21 protein-coding genes and 2 pseudogenes are annotated in these 19,331 nt (G+C 62.2%); 12 read left to right on the top strand and 11 right to left on the bottom strand.

Annotated features, from left to right (window positions below; all coding sequences use genetic code 11):
* The 3 genes and pseudogenes from HK439_RS07145 to HK439_RS07135 form a co-directional block, all read left to right on the top strand.
* Positions 1-125, top strand: a pseudogene (locus HK439_RS07145) (integrase core domain-containing protein); the annotation flags it as partial.
* A 34-nt stretch (positions 126-159) separates the two neighbouring features.
* A complete protein-coding gene (locus HK439_RS07140; protein WP_328804116.1) occupies positions 160-609 on the top strand; it encodes a transposase in 450 nt (149 codons plus the stop codon).
* A 4-nt stretch (positions 610-613) separates the two neighbouring features.
* Positions 614-796 (top strand): annotated as a pseudogene (locus HK439_RS07135) (integrase core domain-containing protein); the annotation flags it as partial.
* Positions 797-1,138: 342 nt separating this feature from the next.
* Here HK439_RS07135 and HK439_RS07130 read toward each other — a convergent pair.
* The 3 genes from HK439_RS07130 to HK439_RS07120 form a co-directional block, all read right to left on the bottom strand.
* Positions 1,139-1,486, bottom strand: a complete 348-nt coding sequence (locus HK439_RS07130) for a restriction endonuclease (RefSeq protein WP_190290698.1) — start codon at positions 1,484-1,486, stop codon at positions 1,139-1,141.
* Between the two features lie 276 nt (positions 1,487-1,762).
* On the bottom strand, positions 1,763-2,071 hold the full coding sequence (locus HK439_RS07125) for an Lrp/AsnC family transcriptional regulator (protein ID WP_190290697.1): 309 nt from the start codon (positions 2,069-2,071) through the stop codon (positions 1,763-1,765).
* A 233-nt stretch (positions 2,072-2,304) separates the two neighbouring features.
* On the bottom strand, positions 2,305-2,484 hold the full coding sequence (locus HK439_RS07120) for an Lrp/AsnC family transcriptional regulator (RefSeq protein WP_190290696.1): 180 nt from the start codon (positions 2,482-2,484) through the stop codon (positions 2,305-2,307).
* 122 nt (positions 2,485-2,606) lie between these two features.
* Between HK439_RS07120 and HK439_RS07115 the strand changes: the two genes are divergently transcribed.
* A complete protein-coding gene (locus HK439_RS07115; RefSeq protein ID WP_190290695.1) occupies positions 2,607-3,446 on the top strand; it encodes a PhzF family phenazine biosynthesis protein in 840 nt (279 codons plus the stop codon).
* A gap of 405 nt (positions 3,447-3,851) precedes the next feature.
* Positions 3,852-4,055: a ribbon-helix-helix domain-containing protein gene (locus HK439_RS07110; protein ID WP_235987650.1), complete on the top strand. Its 204-nt coding sequence runs from the start codon at positions 3,852-3,854 to the stop codon at positions 4,053-4,055.
* A 7-nt stretch (positions 4,056-4,062) separates the two neighbouring features.
* On the opposite strand, the gene HK439_RS07105 is transcribed toward HK439_RS07110, so the two are convergent.
* The 3 genes from HK439_RS07105 to HK439_RS07095 form a co-directional block, all read right to left on the bottom strand.
* The gene (locus tag HK439_RS07105) at positions 4,063-4,761 is read right to left on the bottom strand and encodes an SDR family NAD(P)-dependent oxidoreductase (RefSeq protein WP_190290694.1); all 699 of its coding nucleotides are present in this window, start codon (positions 4,759-4,761) and stop codon (positions 4,063-4,065) included.
* Positions 4,762-4,858: 97 nt separating this feature from the next.
* Complete coding sequence (locus tag HK439_RS07100) at positions 4,859-5,548, bottom strand: TerB family tellurite resistance protein (RefSeq protein WP_190290693.1); 690 nt, start codon at positions 5,546-5,548, stop codon at positions 4,859-4,861.
* On the bottom strand, positions 5,545-6,786 hold the full coding sequence (locus HK439_RS07095) for an MFS transporter (protein WP_190290692.1): 1,242 nt from the start codon (positions 6,784-6,786) through the stop codon (positions 5,545-5,547). Before HK439_RS07095 ends, HK439_RS07100 begins: the two co-directional genes overlap by 4 nt.
* Before the next feature lie 160 nt (positions 6,787-6,946).
* On the opposite strand from HK439_RS07095, the gene HK439_RS07090 reads away from it, so the two are divergent.
* The 3 genes from HK439_RS07090 (at position 6,947) to HK439_RS07080 (ending at position 10,587) form a co-directional block, all read left to right on the top strand.
* A complete protein-coding gene (locus HK439_RS07090; protein WP_190290691.1) occupies positions 6,947-7,552 on the top strand; it encodes a hypothetical protein in 606 nt (201 codons plus the stop codon).
* A gap of 649 nt (positions 7,553-8,201) precedes the next feature.
* A complete protein-coding gene (locus tag HK439_RS07085; protein WP_190290690.1) occupies positions 8,202-9,422 on the top strand; it encodes a hypothetical protein in 1,221 nt (406 codons plus the stop codon).
* Positions 9,415-10,587: a hypothetical protein gene (locus HK439_RS07080; protein ID WP_190290689.1), complete on the top strand. Its 1,173-nt coding sequence runs from the start codon at positions 9,415-9,417 to the stop codon at positions 10,585-10,587. The genes HK439_RS07085 and HK439_RS07080 overlap by 8 nt, the downstream gene beginning before the upstream one ends.
* Here HK439_RS07080 and HK439_RS07075 read toward each other — a convergent pair.
* The 5 genes from HK439_RS07075 to HK439_RS07055 all read right to left on the bottom strand — a co-directional run bounded on the left by HK439_RS07075 (position 10,584) and on the right by HK439_RS07055 (position 13,676).
* Positions 10,584-11,144: a nucleotidyltransferase domain-containing protein gene (locus HK439_RS07075; protein ID WP_190290688.1), complete on the bottom strand. Its 561-nt coding sequence runs from the start codon at positions 11,142-11,144 to the stop codon at positions 10,584-10,586. The genes HK439_RS07080 and HK439_RS07075 overlap by 4 nt on opposite strands.
* A 45-nt stretch (positions 11,145-11,189) precedes the next feature.
* Complete coding sequence (locus HK439_RS07070; RefSeq protein WP_190290687.1) at positions 11,190-11,699, bottom strand: GNAT family N-acetyltransferase; 510 nt, start codon at positions 11,697-11,699, stop codon at positions 11,190-11,192.
* Between the two features lie 82 nt (positions 11,700-11,781).
* On the bottom strand, positions 11,782-12,174 hold the full coding sequence (locus tag HK439_RS07065) for a GFA family protein (protein ID WP_190290686.1): 393 nt from the start codon (positions 12,172-12,174) through the stop codon (positions 11,782-11,784).
* 114 nt (positions 12,175-12,288) lie between these two features.
* Positions 12,289-13,074 carry a DUF2182 domain-containing protein gene (locus HK439_RS07060; protein WP_190290685.1) on the bottom strand — a complete coding sequence of 262 codons (786 nt, stop codon included), beginning with the start codon at positions 13,072-13,074 and terminating at the stop codon, positions 12,289-12,291.
* On the bottom strand, positions 13,074-13,676 hold the full coding sequence (locus tag HK439_RS07055; RefSeq protein ID WP_190290684.1) for a DUF1326 domain-containing protein: 603 nt from the start codon (positions 13,674-13,676) through the stop codon (positions 13,074-13,076). The genes HK439_RS07060 and HK439_RS07055 overlap by 1 nt, the downstream gene beginning before the upstream one ends.
* Positions 13,677-13,803: 127 nt before the next feature.
* Here HK439_RS07055 and HK439_RS07050 point away from each other — a divergent pair, with 127 nt between their 5' ends.
* From HK439_RS07050 to HK439_RS07035, 4 genes are all read left to right on the top strand, one after another.
* On the top strand, positions 13,804-15,375 hold the full coding sequence (locus tag HK439_RS07050) for a winged helix-turn-helix domain-containing tetratricopeptide repeat protein (protein ID WP_190290683.1): 1,572 nt from the start codon (positions 13,804-13,806) through the stop codon (positions 15,373-15,375).
* Between the two features lie 169 nt (positions 15,376-15,544).
* On the top strand, positions 15,545-18,013 hold the full coding sequence (locus tag HK439_RS07045) for a DUF3772 domain-containing protein (protein ID WP_190290682.1): 2,469 nt from the start codon (positions 15,545-15,547) through the stop codon (positions 18,011-18,013).
* A 129-nt stretch (positions 18,014-18,142) separates the two neighbouring features.
* Positions 18,143-18,559, top strand: coding sequence for a hypothetical protein (locus HK439_RS07040; RefSeq protein WP_190290681.1), 417 nt, complete (start codon positions 18,143-18,145; stop codon positions 18,557-18,559).
* Positions 18,560-18,778: 219 nt separating this feature from the next.
* Positions 18,779-18,970 carry a hypothetical protein gene (locus tag HK439_RS07035; RefSeq protein WP_190290680.1) on the top strand — a complete coding sequence of 64 codons (192 nt, stop codon included), beginning with the start codon at positions 18,779-18,781 and terminating at the stop codon, positions 18,968-18,970.
* Positions 18,971-19,331 lie beyond the last annotated feature (361 nt).

The raw sequence follows: 19,331 nt of genomic DNA, 5'->3' as shown, positions 1-19,331 counted from the left end.
AACTGACCAGCATGGCCGTTCTCAAATGGTGTCAGGAGACTGGCGTCGACTGGCACTACATCCAACCGGGAAAGCCGATGCAGAACGGTTTCGTCGAGAGCTTCAACGGTAGTTTCAGGGATGAATGGTAAGCGCGAAGCCGACCCCATCTAGCGCGGCATGAGGTTATGGGCGAGAGGTTGTGACACTGAAGGAGCGGAGGAGCTTACGGTGTCAGTTTCTATGTCTGCGCCTATGACTGATGATAGAAGTTTCCATGTTCTTGAAGCGGTTCCGAGCCGTTTGGACGCAAGTCCGCAGCGTCCGCGGCGGCGCTGGTCGGAGGAAGCGAAGGCCCGTCTGGTCGAGGCGTCTCTGGAGCCGGGGGCGAACGTGTCGGCCATTGCCCGTGAGGCGGGACTTTCCCCCTCGCAGTTGTTTGGCTGGCGGCGCAAGGCGGTCAGGAGCGGGGCGGTGCGGCCGCGCGAGGAGGCCAATCAGCTCGGAACCGCTTCAAGAACATGGAAACTTCTATCATCAGTCATAGGCGCAGACATAGAAACTGACACCGTAAGCTCCTCCGCTCCTTCAGTGTCACAACCTCTCGCCCATAACCTCATGCCGCGCTAGATGGGGTCGGCTTCGCGCTTACGATGAATGCCTCAACGAAACACTGTTTTCGTCGCTCGCCGAAGCCAGGTCCAAAATCACATCATGGAAGGACGACTACAACCGAAACAGACCCCACTCATCCCTGGGCAATCTCACGCCCTACGAATTCGCATTGAAAATGACATTGCAAACACAGGCCGCATGAGGTCAAAAATCAACCGAAGGACTCCGCGCTAAACCGGACGAGGATCGGGTCTCAGGTCACCGTCAGCGTCGACAAGGAAGCAACCAAAGTAAGGGCCGCATTCTACTAAGGTGAGACGCCTTTGAGAGTTAAGAATGCAACCAACTTAGGAACGGATCGGTTCTCCTACTTGAAACCGTCGAAACAGCAATCCCTCTTTCTGTTCTAGCGAGCATTAATCCTGCGAACTTAGGGAGGTCAGATGGGTACCAGCAATCCTGGATGGGCTCGGCACTTCTGGTGAAGTATGTATGTTTGCCATCGATGAAGGTAATTGTCGCAATGCCGTGATGTGTTGCATAATCAATTGCTCCACTTTGGAATCCAGAGGTAGAAAATACCATAGCTTTGTGTGCAACCCGTCTCTTTGAGCTTCCCGTGAATAGTAATCAAAACCTCTCGCTCGACCGGTCGCTTTAATCGTTTGCATTCTACAAGAACTACGAGTTCGGCTCCTCCAAAAACATGGAAACGTGCAACAGCATCAATAGTGTATTCTCCAGATCCACCCGAAAGTTTTACCAAGTGCTGAACCTCAAAGTCCATCTGACCCTTGCTAGCAGTTTTTAACCAATCCACCACTTGAATTTCATATTCTTCAGGGGACACTTGGACCGGTTCGCTGGGCATCCATGGAAGTTCTCTATTCATTGTAAAGCTCTTATTCAAATCGCTTATATCATGCAGTGATAGTAATATATTATTTGTGGCGAACTAAGTAAAAACCATCTTTCTTGATGATGCGGCGCACAGATCCTCTGACTGCTAAACGGCAGTGAATGGCCATAAGCAGTCGTTTAGCAGGTCGAACTGCTCACACTCACGCCTCCCTTTAAAACCGCCCACCACGGCCGGGCCCTTCGACTGGTCCTTTTTGATCAAGCCAAGACCTGTCTCGGCGATAGCGCCGGCCTCAACCTCATACGCTCATCTGACCGGGCGCAGAGGCGGCAGGCGGGTTTCGAAGATCGAGGATTTCACGATCGAGGTATGGGTTTCGGCGCGCTCGTGGAACGGGAGCAGGATGTCGTCCAGTTCCGCCACATCCGATAACGCGAGGCGCGTGACATAGCAGTCGTCTCCGGTGACACGGTCGCAGGACAGGAACCGGGGCTGTTCCTCGATCATCTTTTCGACCACGTGAAGCTGCCCGCTGCGGGGCTTGATCCGCACCAGCGCCTGGATCGTGTAGCCGAGCGCGCGCAAGTTCACCTTCGCGTAAGGGTCAGGACCCATTAATTTTGCTCATTCTGTTTGTCAGGGAAGGTTGGAATGAGCGTAAGAGCGAGCGCAGGACAGGTATTCCCTGTTCAAGCTCGATTTTGCGATCAGGCCGGCTTTCCCTGGCAAACCCGAAGGGCGGGGCGTCTTTGCCTCCTGACGGCGTTAGAGCTCCTTGAAAACCGGATGGTTTCCTGCGGATCTCTGCCATGTCAGCAGACAAAGCCACTCCCGCAGAATGTGCAAAATTAATGGGTCCTGACCCTACAGCCCGCGACAACCCCCTGCTCGCGCAAGGAACGGAGACGCTCGCCAACGGCGGGGCCGGACAAGCCGACCGCCTTGCCGATGTCCGCGAGGCTCAACCGGCCATCGGTTTCGAGGATCTCGATGATCCGGCAGTCCGTCCGGTCCAGTGCTTTCGACATGAAGGAAATCCCCACCCGGCAGCTATGATATGAAGGCGAATATGCCGAAACGCCTTCGCCATCGCCGGGACGGAAGCGTAGTCAGACCCTAAAATCCTGTCAAACGAACACAGGAGATTGTCATGGATATTCAACGCATCGCGGCCTTCAGCCAGGGATCGACCGGGGGCAACCCGGCCGGGGTGGTTCTCTTGAAAGAGGCCGCAAACGAGACCGACATGGCCCGCGTCGCGGCCGAGGTCGGCTATTCGGAGACCGCCTTTGCGGTCGCCCAGGACGACACCGGCAAGAGCTGGCGCGTGCGCTATTTCTCGCCGGAGTCCGAGGTTCCGTTCTGCGGCCATGCAACCATCGCTCTGGGTGCAGCGCTTGGACAGCACAGCGGCCCGGGGACCTTTGCCCTGACGCTCAACGAGGCTGCGATCACCGTCGATGCGCAGGAGACCGAGGGCGGACTGCTTGCGACCCTCCAGTCCCCGCCGACACGCAGCCAGCCTATTTCAGAGGACGAACGCCGGGACGTGTTGTCCCTGTTCGGTTTGACCCAAGAGGATCTCGATCCGCGGCTTGCCCCGGCGCGCATCCACGGCGGCGCGGATCACATCGTGCTGGCCTTAAAGGACCGCTCCCGGCTCGCCGCCATGACCTATGATCTCGATCAGGGGCGGACCGTCATGCGCAAGCACGGGCTTGTCACGGTGATGCTGGTCTTCATCGAGGGGGATCAATCCTTTGTCGCCCGCAACGCGTTTGCCTCCGGCGGCGTGCTCGAAGACCCGGCGACCGGCGCGGCGGCCGCCGCCTTTGCCGGCTACCTGCGCGACAGCGGCTGGCCCCACGGCGGCGCCTTCACCATCCGCCAGGGCGAAGACATGGGCAGCCCCTCCCTGATCCGGGTGACCCTGGACGACACCAAAGGCGCGCCCGTGCGCGTTTCCGGGGGGACGCGGGCGATCGGTTAGCGACGGACAGGCAAGTCTCCAACGGTTCCGAGGGTGGAGAAGGCACGACCTCCCCTCCCCCTCAAGCCGTCATCACACGGCGAAGTCCGGGTGATCCATTCCACCTTGCCATACGGGAGATGGAGGAAAAGGACCTGAGCGCAAGCAAAACCCTCCAGCGATGGAACCGCGCCGCTCTGGAAGCCAGTGGATCACCCGGACTTCGCCGGGCGATGACGCCGGGAGGGAACGTCTAGCCCGCCTTACGCACAGAACGCGGCCTCGTCCCCCTTTGGAACCGCCCAACAAGATGACAAACCTTGCCATCAGTTTTGACAATCTTTGCTATTTTCTCGCATCCTGAGCAGAGAAGGAGCAAGGCACGATGGCGACGACGATTGTATCCCTTCCCGACCCGATGAAGGAATGGAGGAAGCCCGGTTGAAGGACGGGAAATTCGCCAACACGAGCGACTACGTGCGTCATCTGATCTGTTGCGATCAGGAGCGCGTCGAAGCCGTTGCTGATGTTCAACAGGCGATAAACGAAGGGCTGGAAAGCGGCCAGCCTCGCCCGTTCGATTTCCGCGCGTTCAAGGCACGGATGCGGGAACAGCATGGCAAGCCGTAGGCTCCCCCTAAAACTTCTCCACCCACGGCCGGACCGCCAGCTCCTCCGTCCAGGCCGAGCGGTCCTGTTTGATCAGGCTCAGATAGGTCTCGGCGATGGCGTCGGGGTCGAGCATGGAATCCGGCTTGTCGGCGGGTTCCACCCGGCCGGGGTTGCGGATGCCGCCGTCGATGTTGATCCAGGCGACGTGGATGCCCTGCGGGTGCAGTTCGCGCGCCATGGACTGGGCAAGGCCCCGCTGGGCGAACTTGCCCATGGCGAAGGGCGCCGACTGCGGAAAGCCCTTCACGCCCGCCGAGGCGCCGGTGAAGAGGATCGTACCCCGGACGCCGTTTTCCGGAGCTTCGGCCAGCATGGCCCGTGCCGCCGCCTGGCCGACGAGGAACGCGCCGAAAGCTGTCACATGCAGCGCGTGGCGCACCCCTTCCCGGTCCAGGTCAATGAGCGGGCCGCGCTGGCGGGCGGACGGATTGTAGATGGCGACCCTGAGCGGCCCGTCGAGACCGGCAAACAGGGTGTCGACCTCTTCCGGGTTGGAAGCATCGCAGGGGACGCAGAGAGCATCGGTCTCGGCGGCTAGATCGGCGATCTTGGCCGTATCCCGTGCCGCCAGGACGACACGGTAGCCTTCCCGGTGCAGCCTGCGGGCAAGCGAGGCGGACAGGCCGGAGCCGACTCCGACGATGAGGGCCAGGGAGGTCGTCACGGGAAAGTCTCCTTACGGATTTCAGAGGCAAGCCGACAGGGTCGGCCTTTCGGGCCAAGTCTGCGCCGGAAGCGCCGCGATCACAAGGCCCAGCCCGTCAGGTCGGCTCCGGGAAGAACGCCCGGGCCGCATGCTCGCGGCTCTGCTTCTCGATGGCGTCGAAGTGGTCCAGAAGGCTGGTAAAGAACACCGCTTCCTCCTGGGCGAGATCGATGATGATCTCGAACTCCCCGGGCAGGATGTCGAGCTTCGCGGCGATCTTTTTCAGAAACCGCAGCTCGTTCTCGTGGAAATACCGGTCGACCACCGCCATGTGATAGGAGGCCTCCAGCAGGATGGCCTTCGCCTTGCGGTCCAGATAGGGCAGATAGCGGTCGAGCAGCGCGAGGATGCCGTCTTCCTCCGGCGGGTTCTGCTGCCAGTCCTCCATGCGTTTCAAGAGAGGCGCATGCGGGATGTGCAGGGCGTCGAGGATGCGGAAGATCAGGTCCAGTTCCTCATCCAGCACCTCGCCGTCGCTGATCACCATCCCGGCCAGAAGGTCGGTCACCGAATGCCTGAGCGCGGCCGCCGCAATCGGGGTGCCGTTGCTCAAGGCCGCGGCCACCGGCGTCACCTCCTGGCAGCCCTCGCATTCGAACGCGGGCTCGCCCTTGCCGCCGAAAAACCGGCGCACGAAGATGGTGCGCTGGCTGCCGCCGTGGGAAATCAGCTGAAAGCCTTGCGCCTCGCCGCAGTTCGGGCAGTCGAACAGGCCATCTTCGAAATGGGCGTCCAGATCCGTCATGACTTGTCCAAAGCTCCCCGGATATAGGGTCGCAGCGTGGCCCCGCCCCTGCTCAGGCTGGCGATGATGACGACCACCAGCAGCGACACCACACCGGCAGCGGCAAAGGTGCCGGCATTGCCGAGCAGATCCACCGAGAGACCGTAGCCCCAGTAGCCGGCGGCGATCATCAGCGTCAGCACCAGCGACCCGGCCGACAGCGCAGAGGCCCTAATCGACGACGGCAGCTTGCGGTGCAGGTAATGCAGCGCGACGATATCAAACACCGGCGAGGTGAACACCACCAGGAAGAAGCCGACCAGCAGCCACGGCAGCGTGCCGAAGGAGGCGGCGAAGAAGGCGGCGGCAATCACCGCGCAAAAGACCGCGCCGATGGTCGGGAAGGTGTAGCGCCGCTCGATGGGGGCCGACGCCAGCACCGCCAGGCTGGCGATGAACTCGATGCCGCCGTAGAGAATGCCGATGATCTTGAAGTCGAGGCCGTAATCGGCCATCGCCGCCTGGGCGAAGAAATAAAATGGCGCCACGACCGCGCCGATCAGCGCCATGCCGAGTACCGCCAGGGAAAATGCGTGTCCCTTGCGGCTGCGCAGGGCGAAATCGAGAAGCTGTTTGGTCGGCTTGGGCGCATCCTTCTTGTCGTCGCGCACCAGGTCCTCGCCCGCCTTGCCGGCCGCCGACAGCGACACCGCCGCCCAGATCGCCATGCTGACGAAGGTGGTCGCCAGGTAGACCAGGAACAGGAGGTTCCAGCTCAGGTCCGCCAGGATGCCGCCGGCCGCCATGGCAAGGCTCAGCGAGATGCCGCCGACCGAGCGCGCCTTTGCCTCAACCTTCAGGAAGTCGGCGTTCTCCTTGCCCGCCTTCAGCGCATCGTAGAGCAGCGCGTGGTCGGAGCCGGAAACGAAGCTGCGGCCGATGCCCACCACCACGAACAGGGCGATGAAATGGACGAAGGACGTGGCGACCGTCATGCCGGCGCAATAGACCGCCCGGCACACAAGCCCGAGCGCGACGGAGACGCGCCGGCCGAAGCGGTCGCCGATGAGGCCGGTCGGAAATTCCGTTGCCATGGCGGTCAGGAACATGATCGTCTGCAGCATGCCCACCTGGCCGCTGGAAAGCCCCTGCGCCACCAGGAAGATCGCCAGCACCCCCCTGTCGAACGCCGCCCGGTGGGCGGCCACATAGCCGATATAGGAGGCTTTGAGGAAACGGGTCTGGGCGTCGTTGAGCATCTGCAAATTTCGAATCGGTGTCGCTGCGGTGACAGCTTTTTGGTGCCGGATTGCCGCATAATCCGGCATGGCCGTCAATCTTTGCCGAACGCAGTTGCCTCGGCAAGCCCGTTACGATCTATATGTCTGCCGAAAAACATTTTTTGCCTGGGATCACCGGATGAGCTGGGAATTCGAATACCACCACGTGCATGACCTTCTTCATTCGATCCACCGCGACAACAAGCTGTTTCACCTGCTGAAAGGCACCGAGGACGAAGCCAAGTCGATCATGGCCGACATCCTCGTCTCCCACACCTTGCGCGGCGGCAACGGCTTCATCCGCGGCGGCTACACCTGCGTCTGCGCCGGCGAACTGCCGATGTCCCAGATCTCCCAGTACCTGGCCGACCCGAACGCGCTCGATCAGGACTACCGGGCCATCGGCGTCATCTTCGACAAGCACTGGTTCTTCACCCAGGGCGGCCGGCCGGTCATCTATCAGCCGGAAAACGAATTCGACCTGCTGCACGACGACATGAAGCACCTGCACATGCTCTACGACCCGCATGCGGAATACGATTTCTCCTGGATCCGCGAATGGCGTGTGAAGGCCGACACCCTGAAACTCGACCTTACCAACGCGCTCGCCGTCTTTCCCAACCGGAGCTGGAAGCGGGAGGTGCTGGCCATGGCCCGGGACCGGGCGGGCGACCCGGAAACAATCAACGCCTGGGAAACCTTGGCCCTGACCGACATCGGCATTTCCGTGCTGGAAGGCGATTGAAGCGGGGGCCCCGCCAGTAAACGGTCTTCCAGGACCAGGATCCCGACGGCCTCCCGCCCGCAACCATTCTAACCACAACTCGAACACACAGGATCCCGGCTCTGCGCTATCGCTCCGGCCGGGACGACAATCTGATATGGAGCAAACACTCCGCCACCCACCGGTTGTCATAGGGATCAACGCACCTCAAATCCGCAGACCCAAAAAGCCTGAATCCTTTTCATCGCGCTGAAATAAATGTCTTTTTTGTCTTGAAATCCCATTACCGCAGGGTAATCTTTTCAGGTAGCCTTCACGGGCTCCCGTGTGTCGTGGCTCATCACAAACTGACAGCAATTTTTGAGGATATAAAATGAGCAAGAAGATTGAACTGAAGTCCATCAAGACCACCTCCGCTTCTTCCAAGAAGTCGACCAAGGCCCTCAACCTGCTCGGCGGCGTTCGCGGCTGATTGGATGAGATGACCCGGCCCCGTCTCCGGACGGACGTTTGCCGGGTCCGGACCTCCTATGGACCGGCTTCGTGAAATTGCGTCCCGACGGGTCCTCCGTTGGGACGTTTTCATTTCAGGCGCTGCATTTTTCCGGCAAACCGCGGACCGTCTTGCGCTGCGATTGCGCACGGCTGCGATTCGGCTAGGTTGTTTTTCATGAACGAACATGTGGATCCGTTGGGATCGGCCATCCTGCAACTGCGCGAGGGTTCGGCGGGGCTGACCCGGCCGATCGTGATCAAGAATTTCCCGTTCGCCGGGCTGCTGGGCGAAGGCGACATCTGCGACATGCTGCGCGCCCTTCCCGACCATCCGCAGCGCGAACTGCTGCTCAGGGTCTTCATCGGCTCCCGCCAGTGTTTCCAGTCGGAACGGCAGGTCTTCGACACCCCGCCCGAAGGCGACGGCGACCTTGAAGCCTGGGGCACGAGGATGTTCGGCCCGGAACGCTGGGGCTGCACCATTTACCGGGCGGAACAGCTCAATCCGCTGCTTGCCGAACGGGTCGCCGGCCCCTGGAAGACCCTGAAGGCCGGCACCACGGAAGAAAACTGCAGCCAGGAAATCTTCGTCTTCGCCGGCAATTACGGCAAGACTCCCTTCGGCGTCCACGAGGACAAGGAACAGGGCGCAGCGGTGCATTTCCACATCGGCCCGGGCGTCAAGCGCATGTACATGTGGACGCGCGAAGCCTTTGAGGCGGCCACCGGCGGCACCTCCACCTTCTATGACCTGCCCGCGATCGCGCACACCGCAGAAGTCTTCGAGATCCCGGCCGGCTCCGCCTTCCTGCTGCCGGCGGGCTATTTTCATATCGGCGAGACGGAGGACTTTTCCGCGGGCATCGTGGTCACCAACGTGCGCCTGCCTGAAAGACGCCTGCGGGACATGGCGGTTTCCCGATTTCTCGATTGCCTGGAACCGGAAGGCCCCGGTGGCGAACCCGGCGAAGACGATCTCTCCCGTACCCTGGGCGAAATGATCGGTACCGGCGAACGCATCCGCGAGGCCGAGCGCGTCAGCAATGCCGGTTTCACCCCCTGCCCGCTTGAGATCGGCGACACGCCGGCCCCGGCCGCCGAGACCCGTTTCCGGCGGCGGACGGCCTTCCCGCTCGTGGTCCATGAAGATGCCGTCTCCGGCGAGAGTGGAGAGCGCTCGCTCTATGCGCGCGGCCACCGGCTCACCCTGCCCGAAAGCCAGTCGCTCCAGGACCTGGCCGACGACCTCAACACCCTTGAAACCCTGACCTGGAGCGACATGCTCTCGCGGCTGGAAACCGAATTCGAGCCGGATGCCGCGGCCTTCATCTGCCGCTTCCTGCTCGATACCCGTGCGATCGAGGAAATCGCGCAGGAGGAGCGCGCCGATGATTAGTGCCGGCAGCATCCGCGAACTGGCCGCCATCAGCGACGGCTTCCGCAAGGCCTGCGTTCTCAAAGGCGCCTTTTCCGACGGCTTCCTGAGTGCCGCGGACATCACGAAAATCTTCCGTGCCGTCTCGGCGGACGAAACCCGGCTGAGCTGCCTGCGCGCCTATACCGAAACTGCCCAGCGCCCGGATCTGCAGCAGAAGCTGTTCCGCGAGCCGCCGGAAACGGAAGACCTGGAAACCTGGGGCCGTAGCCGCTTCGGCGGCACCCGTTTCGGCATCGTGCTCGACCGGCCGCCCCTTGAAAACGACGCCTTCGAAGCCCGCCTGAGCGAGGTCCTGACCGGGATCTACGACACGGCCGGCACCGCCTTCGGCGCCGCCGAACCGCATATCTTCATCGGCGACTACGGCTACAGCCCCTTCGGCGCCCACCACGACCAGGAGGTCGGCCGCATCCTGCACTTCCACGTAGGCCCCGGCATCAAGCAGATGTACATCTGGGACGAGGAGGACTATGTCGCCGCCACCGGCGGCACCATGGCCTGTTTCGATCCCGGTGCGATCCTGGACAAGGCGACCCGCTACGACATTGGCCCCGGCGACATCATGGTACTGCCGACGGAAGGCTTTCACGTCGGCTACACGCCCGACTTTTCCATCGGCTTCGCCCTGTGCCTGATGGACGCCGACGACGGCGACACGTTACGCCAGGCCGCCGACCAGGCCCTCGCCCATGCCTTGGAAGAGATGGAAACGGGCGCAGAGCCGCCGACATCGGGCCATAACGGCAACAGCCTTCAGGTGACGGTCGACATCTCCCGCGCCTTGTGGATCGAGGACGCGCGCGCGGCCTCCAACCTGTCCCTGGTGCCGCCCCCGCCCCCGCGCGAGGCGCTGCCGCCGGAAAACGCGAAGCTTGCCCGTCTCGGCCGCTTTCCCATCGTCTACCGGGAACGCGGAGACGAGGCGGTTCTTGCCGGGCGCGGCCATTCCCTCGAACTGCCACCGTCTGCAGCACTAGCCACGCTTACCGACCGGCTCAATACTGATGAGGAAATGACCCTGGCTGAAATGACCGAGCTCCTGGCCACGGATTTCTCAGAAGACGCGGCGGACTATATCGCCGGTCAGCTCTGGACCTGGCATGCGGTCGCGCCCGTCGCCTAATTGAATTCAGGCAGGCCGGAGAGGTCGCCGGTCAGGCTCTTCAGAATTTCGATATCCGAAATGTCCTGCTCCCTGAGCGGATCTTTCGAACCGTGCCGGGAAAAGCCCATCTTGATGTGCCAGTGCCCGTAGGCATCCCAGCCCGGCACGGTGATGCCGCGGAAGCTGAGCGGCGGGCCTTCGAACGAGCGCGTCGGCCAGGGCCAGTCCAGATAGCGCCCGGGCGTGGCGATGCTGCCGTCCGGCGTGCGTACCAGGCGGGCCAGTTCCACGTAATAACCGTCCTTGCGGACGAAGCCGGATTCATTGATGAACTCCGCCGAGGCTTCCGGACGGAACTCATAGCCGAGCGGCGAAAGCACGGTCAGCGCCTTGTCGAAATCCCCGTCCCAGATGAAGAAGTCGATGTCGTCGTGAGGCCGCGTGATCTTTCCGGCCAGGAAATCCAGCCCCCAGCCGCCGAACAGCCAGTGCTCGATTCCCTCCGCGCTGAAGGCGGCCGAGATTTCGCCGATCATGGCAAGCTGCGTCTCGGGATCAGGGACAGTGTTGGACATCTCGAAAAATCCAATTTTTGAAGGAAGAACGTTGGAAAGCGGCAATTACCAGATCCGCGCCAGCAGGTAATTGTCGATCTTCTCGCCGCCCACCTCGATCGCCCGGCGCATGGTGCCTTCCCGCTCAAATCCGGTCTTTTCCAGAAGTGAAAGCGCCGGCGTATTGATGGCGAAGACATCGCATTCGATGCGCGACAGCAGCGGATCCGCCTCCGCCCAGGCAATCAGCCCGTTCAAGAGACGAAGCCCGATACCCTGCCGGCGGCAGGGCTGCGCCACACCAAAGCCGATGATGCCGGCATGACGAAGCTGCGGCCGCCCGTGCCCCTTGAACCCGGCCATGCCGACGATCTCATCCCCCCTGGCGGCGACGAGCAAATGGGCGTTTTCCGCCTCGAAGCCTTCAATGAAGCGAAGCTGGTCTTCTTGCGTGGGCGGACTGTCGTGCAAAAACATCGTCGTCAGCCGCTCGGCGAACAGCGCCCCGGCATACTCTGCCAGCGCCTTCGCATCGCCCGTCACCGCCTCGCGTATGTCTATGGACCTGTCGCTCAACCGTCCGTCCTGTGTCGATTCCCGTTTTCGCGGAAGAGGTTACCCGGGACCAGACATCGCGATCAACCGGAGAAGAGCAGGCTCACTCCTCGAACCGGGTCGTGTGGTCGCGATCGCGTTCGTAGCGCCTCGTAAGCGGGAACGGCGGCAGCCAGGATTCCCGGCGTATGATCCAGCTTTCATAGGTCGGCGTCAGCTGGTCCGGGGCATCGAGCGAGCCCAGGTTCACTTCGATTTCGTCCTCGGAACGCCCGAAAACGGTTGAACCGCAGCGGGGACAAAAGCTCCGCCCGGCGTAACTCTTCGTTTCGCCCTCGATCGTCACCGCCTCCTCGGGAAAAATTGCGGAAGCGTGAAAAAGCGCGCCGTGGTGCTTGCGGCAGTCGAGGCAATGACACAGGCCGACCCGGTAGGGCCGTCCCCTCGCCACGATCCTGACATCGCCGCACAGGCATCCGCCCGTGAACCGGTCCATGCTGCGTCTCCCTGAACATTCAGACAGGCAGCATGTTAACCGCGAACGGCGCCGGGAATGCAATTGCCCAAGGCGATGAAGCCCGGCGCCTGAATTTGCCGGGCCCCATCCACGTCACGACCAGACCCAGAGCCCAAGGCCGATCATCGCCGCACCGCTCAGCTTCGAGAAGATCTCACTTTTCGGCAGGATTTTCTCAACCAGGACGTAAAGGGTGATCGCGACGATCCAGGCCGCGTTCATTACACCGCCCACGAACAGCAGCCCCATGAGCGCCCAGCAGCAACCGATGCACAGGAGCCCGTGCTGCCAGCCCATCCGCAGACCGCCCCAGGCACCATCGCGCCACCGGGTCATCAGGAAGCTCACCGGCGTGCGGCACTGGTGCAGGCAGGCCTGCTTCAGCGGGCTGAACTGGTAAAGCCCGGCCGCCACTAGGATGCCGCCGCCCAGCGGAGCCGTGACCTTCATCATCATGGGCGACATCACGGCCAGGGTCGTGAAACCCGCCTGCAGCACGGTGGCGGCCAGGCTGAACCCGGTCCAGGCCATCACATAACCACTGGAGAACGCCGCAACCGGAAGCCAGCCCGCCCCCCGGGCACGGTCGGCCGCCTGCATGCGCGCATAGGCAAGGATCATGGAAACCGCCGTCGGCAGCATCATCGCGGCCATCATGATCGCCCACATCAGGAACAGGCCGGTAAACTGGACCGGACTGAACATCTGCGGCGACATCATCATGGCCGCCATGCCCGGTATCGCCGACATGTCGTCGATCATGAGCGCGAGGTAGGCCCAGGACGCCAGGGCGACCAGGCCCGGCCCCGCCAGCAACAGCGCAAGACGTGCCGGGTCGGAGCGCGGCCTTGCGCTGCCTGTCAGGACATCGCCCGGCATCACTGGTCACCCTGATAGGCGAAGGGAGAAAACACGCCGGTCTTTTCCGACAGGTTCCACGCCATGCCGTGATCGTTGTAAACCAGCTTGCTGGATTTTGCGGCGGTGGCGGGAAAGCCCGGCGCGATACACAGCGGGTGGCCGGAAATCGTGATCGGTCCGTCACCCTGGCCGGTCATGGTCTCGATTTCGACATCGGCGATTTCAGGGATCTTCAGCGCATGTTTGCCGTCTGCCACCGTGAACTCGATCGGAACGGACCGCACACCGGCAATTGCGCCGATATGGGTGGCCAGCCGTGCCGGATGGCCGCCGCCCTGACCGCTGAAGATCTTCATCAGGCTGGCGTTCTGTTCCGCGTCCGCACGGCTGTCCACATAAACGGCCACCGTCCACTGGGTCTTTGCCATATGTCCCGGCGAATGGACTGCCAAAGCGATGTTCAATCCCGACAAGGAGACACCGTCGTCGTCACCGTCCTCGATATGCCAACCGACCAGGGCGGTGCATTCCCCCTCGGTCGGGGGGCTGAGAAACAGGCACGGACAGGCCACCTCGCAGTTGCAGCTTTCGAAATAGGTTCCCTTGAGCGTCCAGGTCATGGCGCATCTCCTTATCAACATCTTCGACTGACCTGACGCTACGCAACTTCCGGTATCGTTGCTTGAAGCTGCCATTGAGATTACGCTGAGATTTCATCGTTTTTCGGTCAAGGGAGGATTGCGCTGAATGATCTACCGGTTCGGCGCTTATGAGCTTGATACCACGATGTTCGAACTGCGCTGCGGCGGCGCGCCTGTCGCCATCGAGCCCCAGGTCTTCAATGTGCTGGCGCATCTGGTGGAAAACCGCGACAGGATCGTATCGCGCGACGATCTGATCGCGGCCGTCTGGGGAGGCCGCGCGGTTTCCGACACCACCCTCAGCAGCCGGATTTTCGCATTACGCCGCGCCGTCGGAGACACCGGCGATACGCAGGAGGTCATTCGCACGATCCCCCGGCGCGGCTTCCGGTTTGTAGCCGACCTGGCCCCCGATCCTGCACCTGATGGCGGAAACGCGATCAACGGCGAAGTCAGTAGCGATCATACATCGGCGGTTCCCGCCGCGCCGTCCGATCCGCATCAGGCGACCGCAATGCCTATCCTCGCCGTGTTGCCGTTCAAGGTCGCCAGCGAAGGCCTGGACCGGTATTTCTGCGACGGACTGACCGAGGACATCATCTCCAACCTTACCCAGTTCCGCGAGCTGCGGGTGATCGCCAGCGGCTCGTCGTTTCATTTCAGGGAACGCGACCGGCCCCTGCCGGAGATCGCGGAGGTTCTGGGTGCGGACTACATCGTCGACGGCAGCGTACGCCGCGAGGGCGACCACCTGCGTGTGGCCGTGCATCTGGTCGAGGCTGCAACGGGTCTGACGCTGTGGGCGGATCGCTATGACCGGGAGCTCGAGGACATTTTCGCGCTCCAGGACGCGATGACCCACATGATCGCAGCCTCCCTCGGCGTCCGGATGCAGACCACGGCCCTGTCACGCGCGCTGCGAAAGAGCCCGTCGGAACTGGACGCCTATGACTGCCTCCTGCAGGCCCGGCGTTATACGGTGACCTTGAACGAAGACATGCACGCCGAGGCCCGCGACCTGCTGGAAAAGGCGATCGCGCTCGATCCGAACTATGCGGAGGCCTTCGCCCTTCTGGCCAACGTCTATCTGGCCGAACACCGCTTCAACGCGAACCCGCGCCCCGACCCCATCGACCGGGCCATGGCCATGGCGCTCAAAGCCGTCCAGCTCGACCCGCAAAGCGCCTATGCCCACTGCTGGCTGGCGATCGTGCATTTCTTCAGCAAGGACAACGCCAAGTTCGAGGCGGAGATGCAGCGCGCACTCGACCTGAACCCGAACGATCCGGAAATCCTTGCCGAGGCCGGCCACTATCTGTCCTTCATGGGAAAATTCGACCATGGAACCGAATTGTCCAACCGCGCCCGCCAGCTCAATCCGCTGCATCCCGGCTGGTATCATTTCAGCTTCGCACTGCTGCACTACCAGCAGCGCCGCTTCGAAGACGTGCTTATCGATGTCGAACGCATCAGCATGCCGAGCTTCTACTGGACCCATCTCCTGAACGCCGCCGCCCTCGGGCAACTGGGCCGCAAGGAAGCCGCCGCCTCGCTTGAACAGATGAAAGCGGTGAAAACCGGCATCTCGGCCGCGAGCGAAATCCGGAAATGGAACATTCCGGACGCCGATTTCGAACACCTCATGCTGGGCCTGCGCAAGGCCGGCCACGACGAATAGAACTTCGGCCCCCGACATTCTGACAATCCCCCAAGCCATCCGCACCTGGGCGAGTATCCGGCCGGAACCTATGCAGGCCTCCCCACAATTCGAAACCGTCCGCCTTGCCCGATCCGGCCCGGGACAGGCAAGATCATGCGAGGGCGGAAAAAGTCGAAGGACAAACAGCATGAGTCGGCAATGGGCGGGTCTCCTTCTGGTCAGTCTGTTTATCGGCCTCGCCGTGGCGCCGGTCGGCCGGGCCGTTGCACAGACCGCCGCGACAGAGGAGACGGGCGCCCCGCAGGCCGCCCCCTCCGAAACCGCCACTCCGGCAACATCAACACCGGAATCGGCAGCTCCCGAAATCCCTTCCTCCGACACCGTTCCCCCGGCCGAAGACCAGAATCCGGCGGTCGCCTGGAACCGGACAGCGGATCGGGCGGAGCAGATCCTGGCCAAGGCGGCCGCCTCCAACGGCATTCTGGAACAGCTGCGCTCCGAACTTGCCGACCAGCGGGCACAGGCCTTCGCCGTCGCCGAAGCGGGCAGCATCACGGCCCAGTCTCTCAAGGCGCAGCTTGATGCGCTCGGCCCCGCACCCAAGGAGGGCGAGACGGAGCCCGCCTTCCTTGCCGAGAAGCGCGCGACACTTGAAAAAGCGCTGTCAGCCGCGCGTGAACCTGTGGTCGCCGCCCGGCAGGCCTATTCCCGGGCCGACGTGCTGATCGCCGCCATCGACAGTCTGATCCGCCAGCGCTTTGCCGACCGGCTGTTCCAGCGCGACCCTTCGCCGCTCAATCCGGCCCACTGGCTCAAGGCGGCCTCGGAACTTGGCGCCTTTGCCGAAAAGGTCCGTGAAGAGATAAAGATCGACACCTCTCCCTTCGCACTCGGGCTCGCCGCGGCCCTGACGCTTGCCGGCCTTGCCATTCTCGCGCTTCAGCGACGGATCTTCCGCCGGTTCGAGACCCTGTCGCGCACCCACGGCCTGACGCTGCATGCCCAGGCCTACGGCGCGCTGGCGGTGACCCTGCGCTTCTTCGTTCCGGCGGTCGCCGCGTTCCTGATCGTTTTCGCTTTCCGCACCCTCCAGCCCGCGTCCTTTTCCGCCCGTTTCATCATTGCGATCACTGTCCTCTGGCCGATCCTGATCGTCACCTTCTACTGGCTGGGCCATGTAATCTTCGCTCCCTCGGCACCTCAAAGGCGGGTGCTGGAGATTGACGACAGGCAGGCTGCGCGCGCCGTGCGCCTGTGCGTGGCGCTGGGCTTCGTCCTCGTTGCGGAGGGGTTCGTCGAGGCGGCCGGAAAGGGGTATGTCTTCTCGCCCGAAACCCAGGCGGTCGCCACCGCCGTTGTCGTGCTTGCCGGCAGCATCTTCCTGTGGCGGCTGGCGACAATCCTGATCGGCTCCGGCCAGAACGGCAGCGCGGAGAACGGCGAAGAGGAGGAAGACACGGGCCTCGACTTTCCGCGCTATATCGGCCGCTTTATCGAGGTGGCTGCCGTCGCCGCCGTCCTGGCCGTCGCCGTCGGCTATGTGGAGTTCGCCCGCCAGGCGCTGGTGCCCTCCATCCTTTCCCTGGGCGTATTCGGTTTCGCGATCACCGCCCACAGGGTAGTCATGATCGTTTTGGCCCCCGTACTCAGTCGCAGCCCCCAGCTGGGCGCTGTCCTGCAGTCCTTCCTGCCGCTCACCACCGGTCTGACGCTGATGCTGGCCATGGCGCCGTTGCTGGCGCTCATCTGGGGCGCGCGGCCCTCCGATATTTCCGAAGTCTGGACGCTGCTCTCGCAAGGGGTGGAGATCGGAAACACGCGGATTTCCGTCGGCGTGCTCTTCGTGCTGCTCATCGTCTTCGCCGTCGGCCTGTTCATCACCCAGTGGCTGCAGCGGGTGATCAGAAGCTCCGTCCTGCCCAAGACTCGGCTGGACACCGGCGGCAAGAACGCGATTGTCACCGGCACGGGGTATATCGGCGTCGTGCTGTCGGCGCTGATTGCCTTCTCCGTCGCAGGGCTCGACCTGTCCTCTCTCGCCTTCGTGGCCGGCGCCCTGTCGGTCGGCATCGGTTTCGGGCTGCAGGCGATCGTGTCCAATTTCGTCTCCGGCATCATCCTTCTGGTGGAACGGCCGATCAAGGTAGGCGACTGGATCGAGGTCGGCGGCCATTCCGGCATCGTGCGCAAGATCGCCGTGCGCGCCACGCGGGTGGAAACCTTCGACCGGCACGAGGTGATCGTCCCCAATTCCGATATCGTCACCGGCGCGGTCACAAACATGACCCTGAGCTCCAAGACCGGGCGTGTTATCGTGCCCGTCGGCGTCGCCTACGGCAGTGACCTGGAAAAGACCCGCCAGATCCTGATGAAGGCGGCGGAGGACAATCCGATGGTCATGGCGTATCCCGCCCCGTACGTCCTGTTCATGGGCCTCGGCGACAGCTCGCTCGACTTCGAGTTGCGCGGCTACCTCTACGACGTCAACAACATCCTCATCGCCCGCTCCGACCTCCTGTTCACCATTTACGCCGCCCTCAACGAGGCCGAAATCGAAATCCCCTTCCCGCAAAGGGATTTGCACCTGCGCGGCGCAGAGGACGTCGTGAAGGCGATCGCGGCACTGGCGAAGGAGGACGGGAAGGAGAAGAGCTGATCCTCGCTTCAAGGCACGGCAACACCGCCTCCAGCTGCAGCTTCCGATTAATACGCAATTTGCGTATTTTTCTTGACTATACGCATATTGCGTACTAAGGTTGCGATCAACCTACGGAGGATCGTTCCCATGTCGCGCAACCTCAGTCATTCTCTTTCATATACCGGACGAAACACACACGGTAAAACCGGCAGGAACGCCGGCGGGCGGGGTCGTGAACTCAACCCGGACCGGACGTTCTACAGCGTGGTCTGCCACCTGAAGGGCGAGGCCTATGCCCGTGAAACGGACCTTGTCGACATGGACTTTAGTCAAATTGTCAAGGATATAGCCGACGGTCAGATCGAAGAGATCCTTGCCGTCTTCGCGTTCAACCCGGCCGAGGGCTGGGCCAATGACGTGACCGAAGACGTACTGGCCGCCGCCTTTCCCGAGGATGACGATACGGGCTCCGGCGGTCCCTCGGGCGGGGGAAGCCTCCTGTCCGAATACACCGGTGAACGCATCGGCGCCTTTGAGGCCGGTTGCGGCCGGTGGGCGGCATGATAGGCCACAACATACGCAAAGCGCGTAGATACGCCATGACATGCGCCGCACGGACCGGGTGAACCGGTCGCAACACTCCTGACCTCCCGAGCCTTCCCTCCGCGGCATTCGTGCCGCGGCTCCCGCCCGACGGGCTTTTTGTCAATTCACCAAGATCAAGAAGGAACAAAACATGAACAATAGGGCGGAAAACCGGATATCCAGCAAGGCTGGCGCCGCATGAGCGATATCATCCTGTGTCCCGGATACCTGCATCTGAAGCCGATCGTCATCCGCACCGAGGTGGTCGAGCAAACCAACCACCATTACCTGCGCCAGAAGGGCACCGTGCGCGGCCGGCCGACCGAGGAGCCCGAAACGGTGAAGATTACCCTGCCCCAGATCAACGCCTTGAGAAAGCCTCCCGAGTGAACCGGTTCGGCAATTCTCAGGACAGCCTCCGGTGGACCGCGCTCTGCACATCGATTAAAAATTGTGGCTGTCAATGTGGGCACGGGAATACTCCATGAAACACTTCCACACGTTTGTGCTTTCGATCCTGATCTTCCTTGGATCCACGCCGGCCTGGCCAAAGCCGGAGATAAAGGACAGACAGGAACCGGCCCGGCCATACCTCATTATCTAGGACGAAAAACTGGCCAACTATGCAAAGTCAGTTTTCACCCTGCTTGCCCCTTTCGTGGAGCATGAGGAGGAGCCAACCCGATATTCGAACCTCATCATCATCGAAAAAGGTGGGCTGGTCGCCGATGGCAAGTTGAACGTGGAAAAA

The sequence above is a fragment of the Roseibium aggregatum genome (genome assembly GCF_014692675.1).
Lineage (GTDB): Bacteria > Pseudomonadota > Alphaproteobacteria > Rhizobiales > Stappiaceae > Roseibium > Roseibium aggregatum_C.
Note: the sequence above shows the minus strand (reverse complement) of the source record. Positions and strands in the feature narration are given on the sequence as shown.

Coding starts and splice junctions, on each gene's coding strand:
- HK439_RS07035 (WP_190290680.1), top strand. CDS start 18,779: ATGAGCGATATCATCCTGTGTCCCGGATACCTGCATCTGAAGCCGATC.
- HK439_RS07090 (WP_190290691.1), top strand. CDS start 6,947: ATGAGCTGGGAATTCGAATACCACCACGTGCATGACCTTCTTCATTCG.
- HK439_RS07075 (WP_190290688.1), bottom strand. CDS start 11,144: ATGTCCAACACTGTCCCTGATCCCGAGACGCAGCTTGCCATGATCGGC.
- HK439_RS07040 (WP_190290681.1), top strand. CDS start 18,143: ATGTCGCGCAACCTCAGTCATTCTCTTTCATATACCGGACGAAACACA.
- HK439_RS07100 (WP_190290693.1), bottom strand. CDS start 5,548: ATGACGGATCTGGACGCCCATTTCGAAGATGGCCTGTTCGACTGCCCG.
- HK439_RS07125 (WP_190290697.1), bottom strand. CDS start 2,071: ATGGGTCCTGACCCTTACGCGAAGGTGAACTTGCGCGCGCTCGGCTAC.
- HK439_RS07050 (WP_190290683.1), top strand. CDS start 13,804: ATGATCTACCGGTTCGGCGCTTATGAGCTTGATACCACGATGTTCGAA.
- HK439_RS07085 (WP_190290690.1), top strand. CDS start 8,202: ATGAACGAACATGTGGATCCGTTGGGATCGGCCATCCTGCAACTGCGC.
- HK439_RS07120 (WP_190290696.1), bottom strand. CDS start 2,484: ATGTCGAAAGCACTGGACCGGACGGACTGCCGGATCATCGAGATCCTC.
- HK439_RS07130 (WP_190290698.1), bottom strand. CDS start 1,486: ATGAATAGAGAACTTCCATGGATGCCCAGCGAACCGGTCCAAGTGTCC.
- HK439_RS07055 (WP_190290684.1), bottom strand. CDS start 13,676: ATGACCTGGACGCTCAAGGGAACCTATTTCGAAAGCTGCAACTGCGAG.
- HK439_RS07080 (WP_190290689.1), top strand. CDS start 9,415: ATGATTAGTGCCGGCAGCATCCGCGAACTGGCCGCCATCAGCGACGGC.
- HK439_RS07140 (WP_328804116.1), top strand. CDS start 160: ATGAGGTTATGGGCGAGAGGTTGTGACACTGAAGGAGCGGAGGAGCTT.
- HK439_RS07045 (WP_190290682.1), top strand. CDS start 15,545: ATGAGTCGGCAATGGGCGGGTCTCCTTCTGGTCAGTCTGTTTATCGGC.
- HK439_RS07115 (WP_190290695.1), top strand. CDS start 2,607: ATGGATATTCAACGCATCGCGGCCTTCAGCCAGGGATCGACCGGGGGC.
- HK439_RS07110 (WP_235987650.1), top strand. CDS start 3,852: ATGGAGGAAGCCCGGTTGAAGGACGGGAAATTCGCCAACACGAGCGAC.
- HK439_RS07095 (WP_190290692.1), bottom strand. CDS start 6,786: ATGCTCAACGACGCCCAGACCCGTTTCCTCAAAGCCTCCTATATCGGC.
- HK439_RS07065 (WP_190290686.1), bottom strand. CDS start 12,174: ATGGACCGGTTCACGGGCGGATGCCTGTGCGGCGATGTCAGGATCGTG.
- HK439_RS07060 (WP_190290685.1), bottom strand. CDS start 13,074: ATGCCGGGCGATGTCCTGACAGGCAGCGCAAGGCCGCGCTCCGACCCG.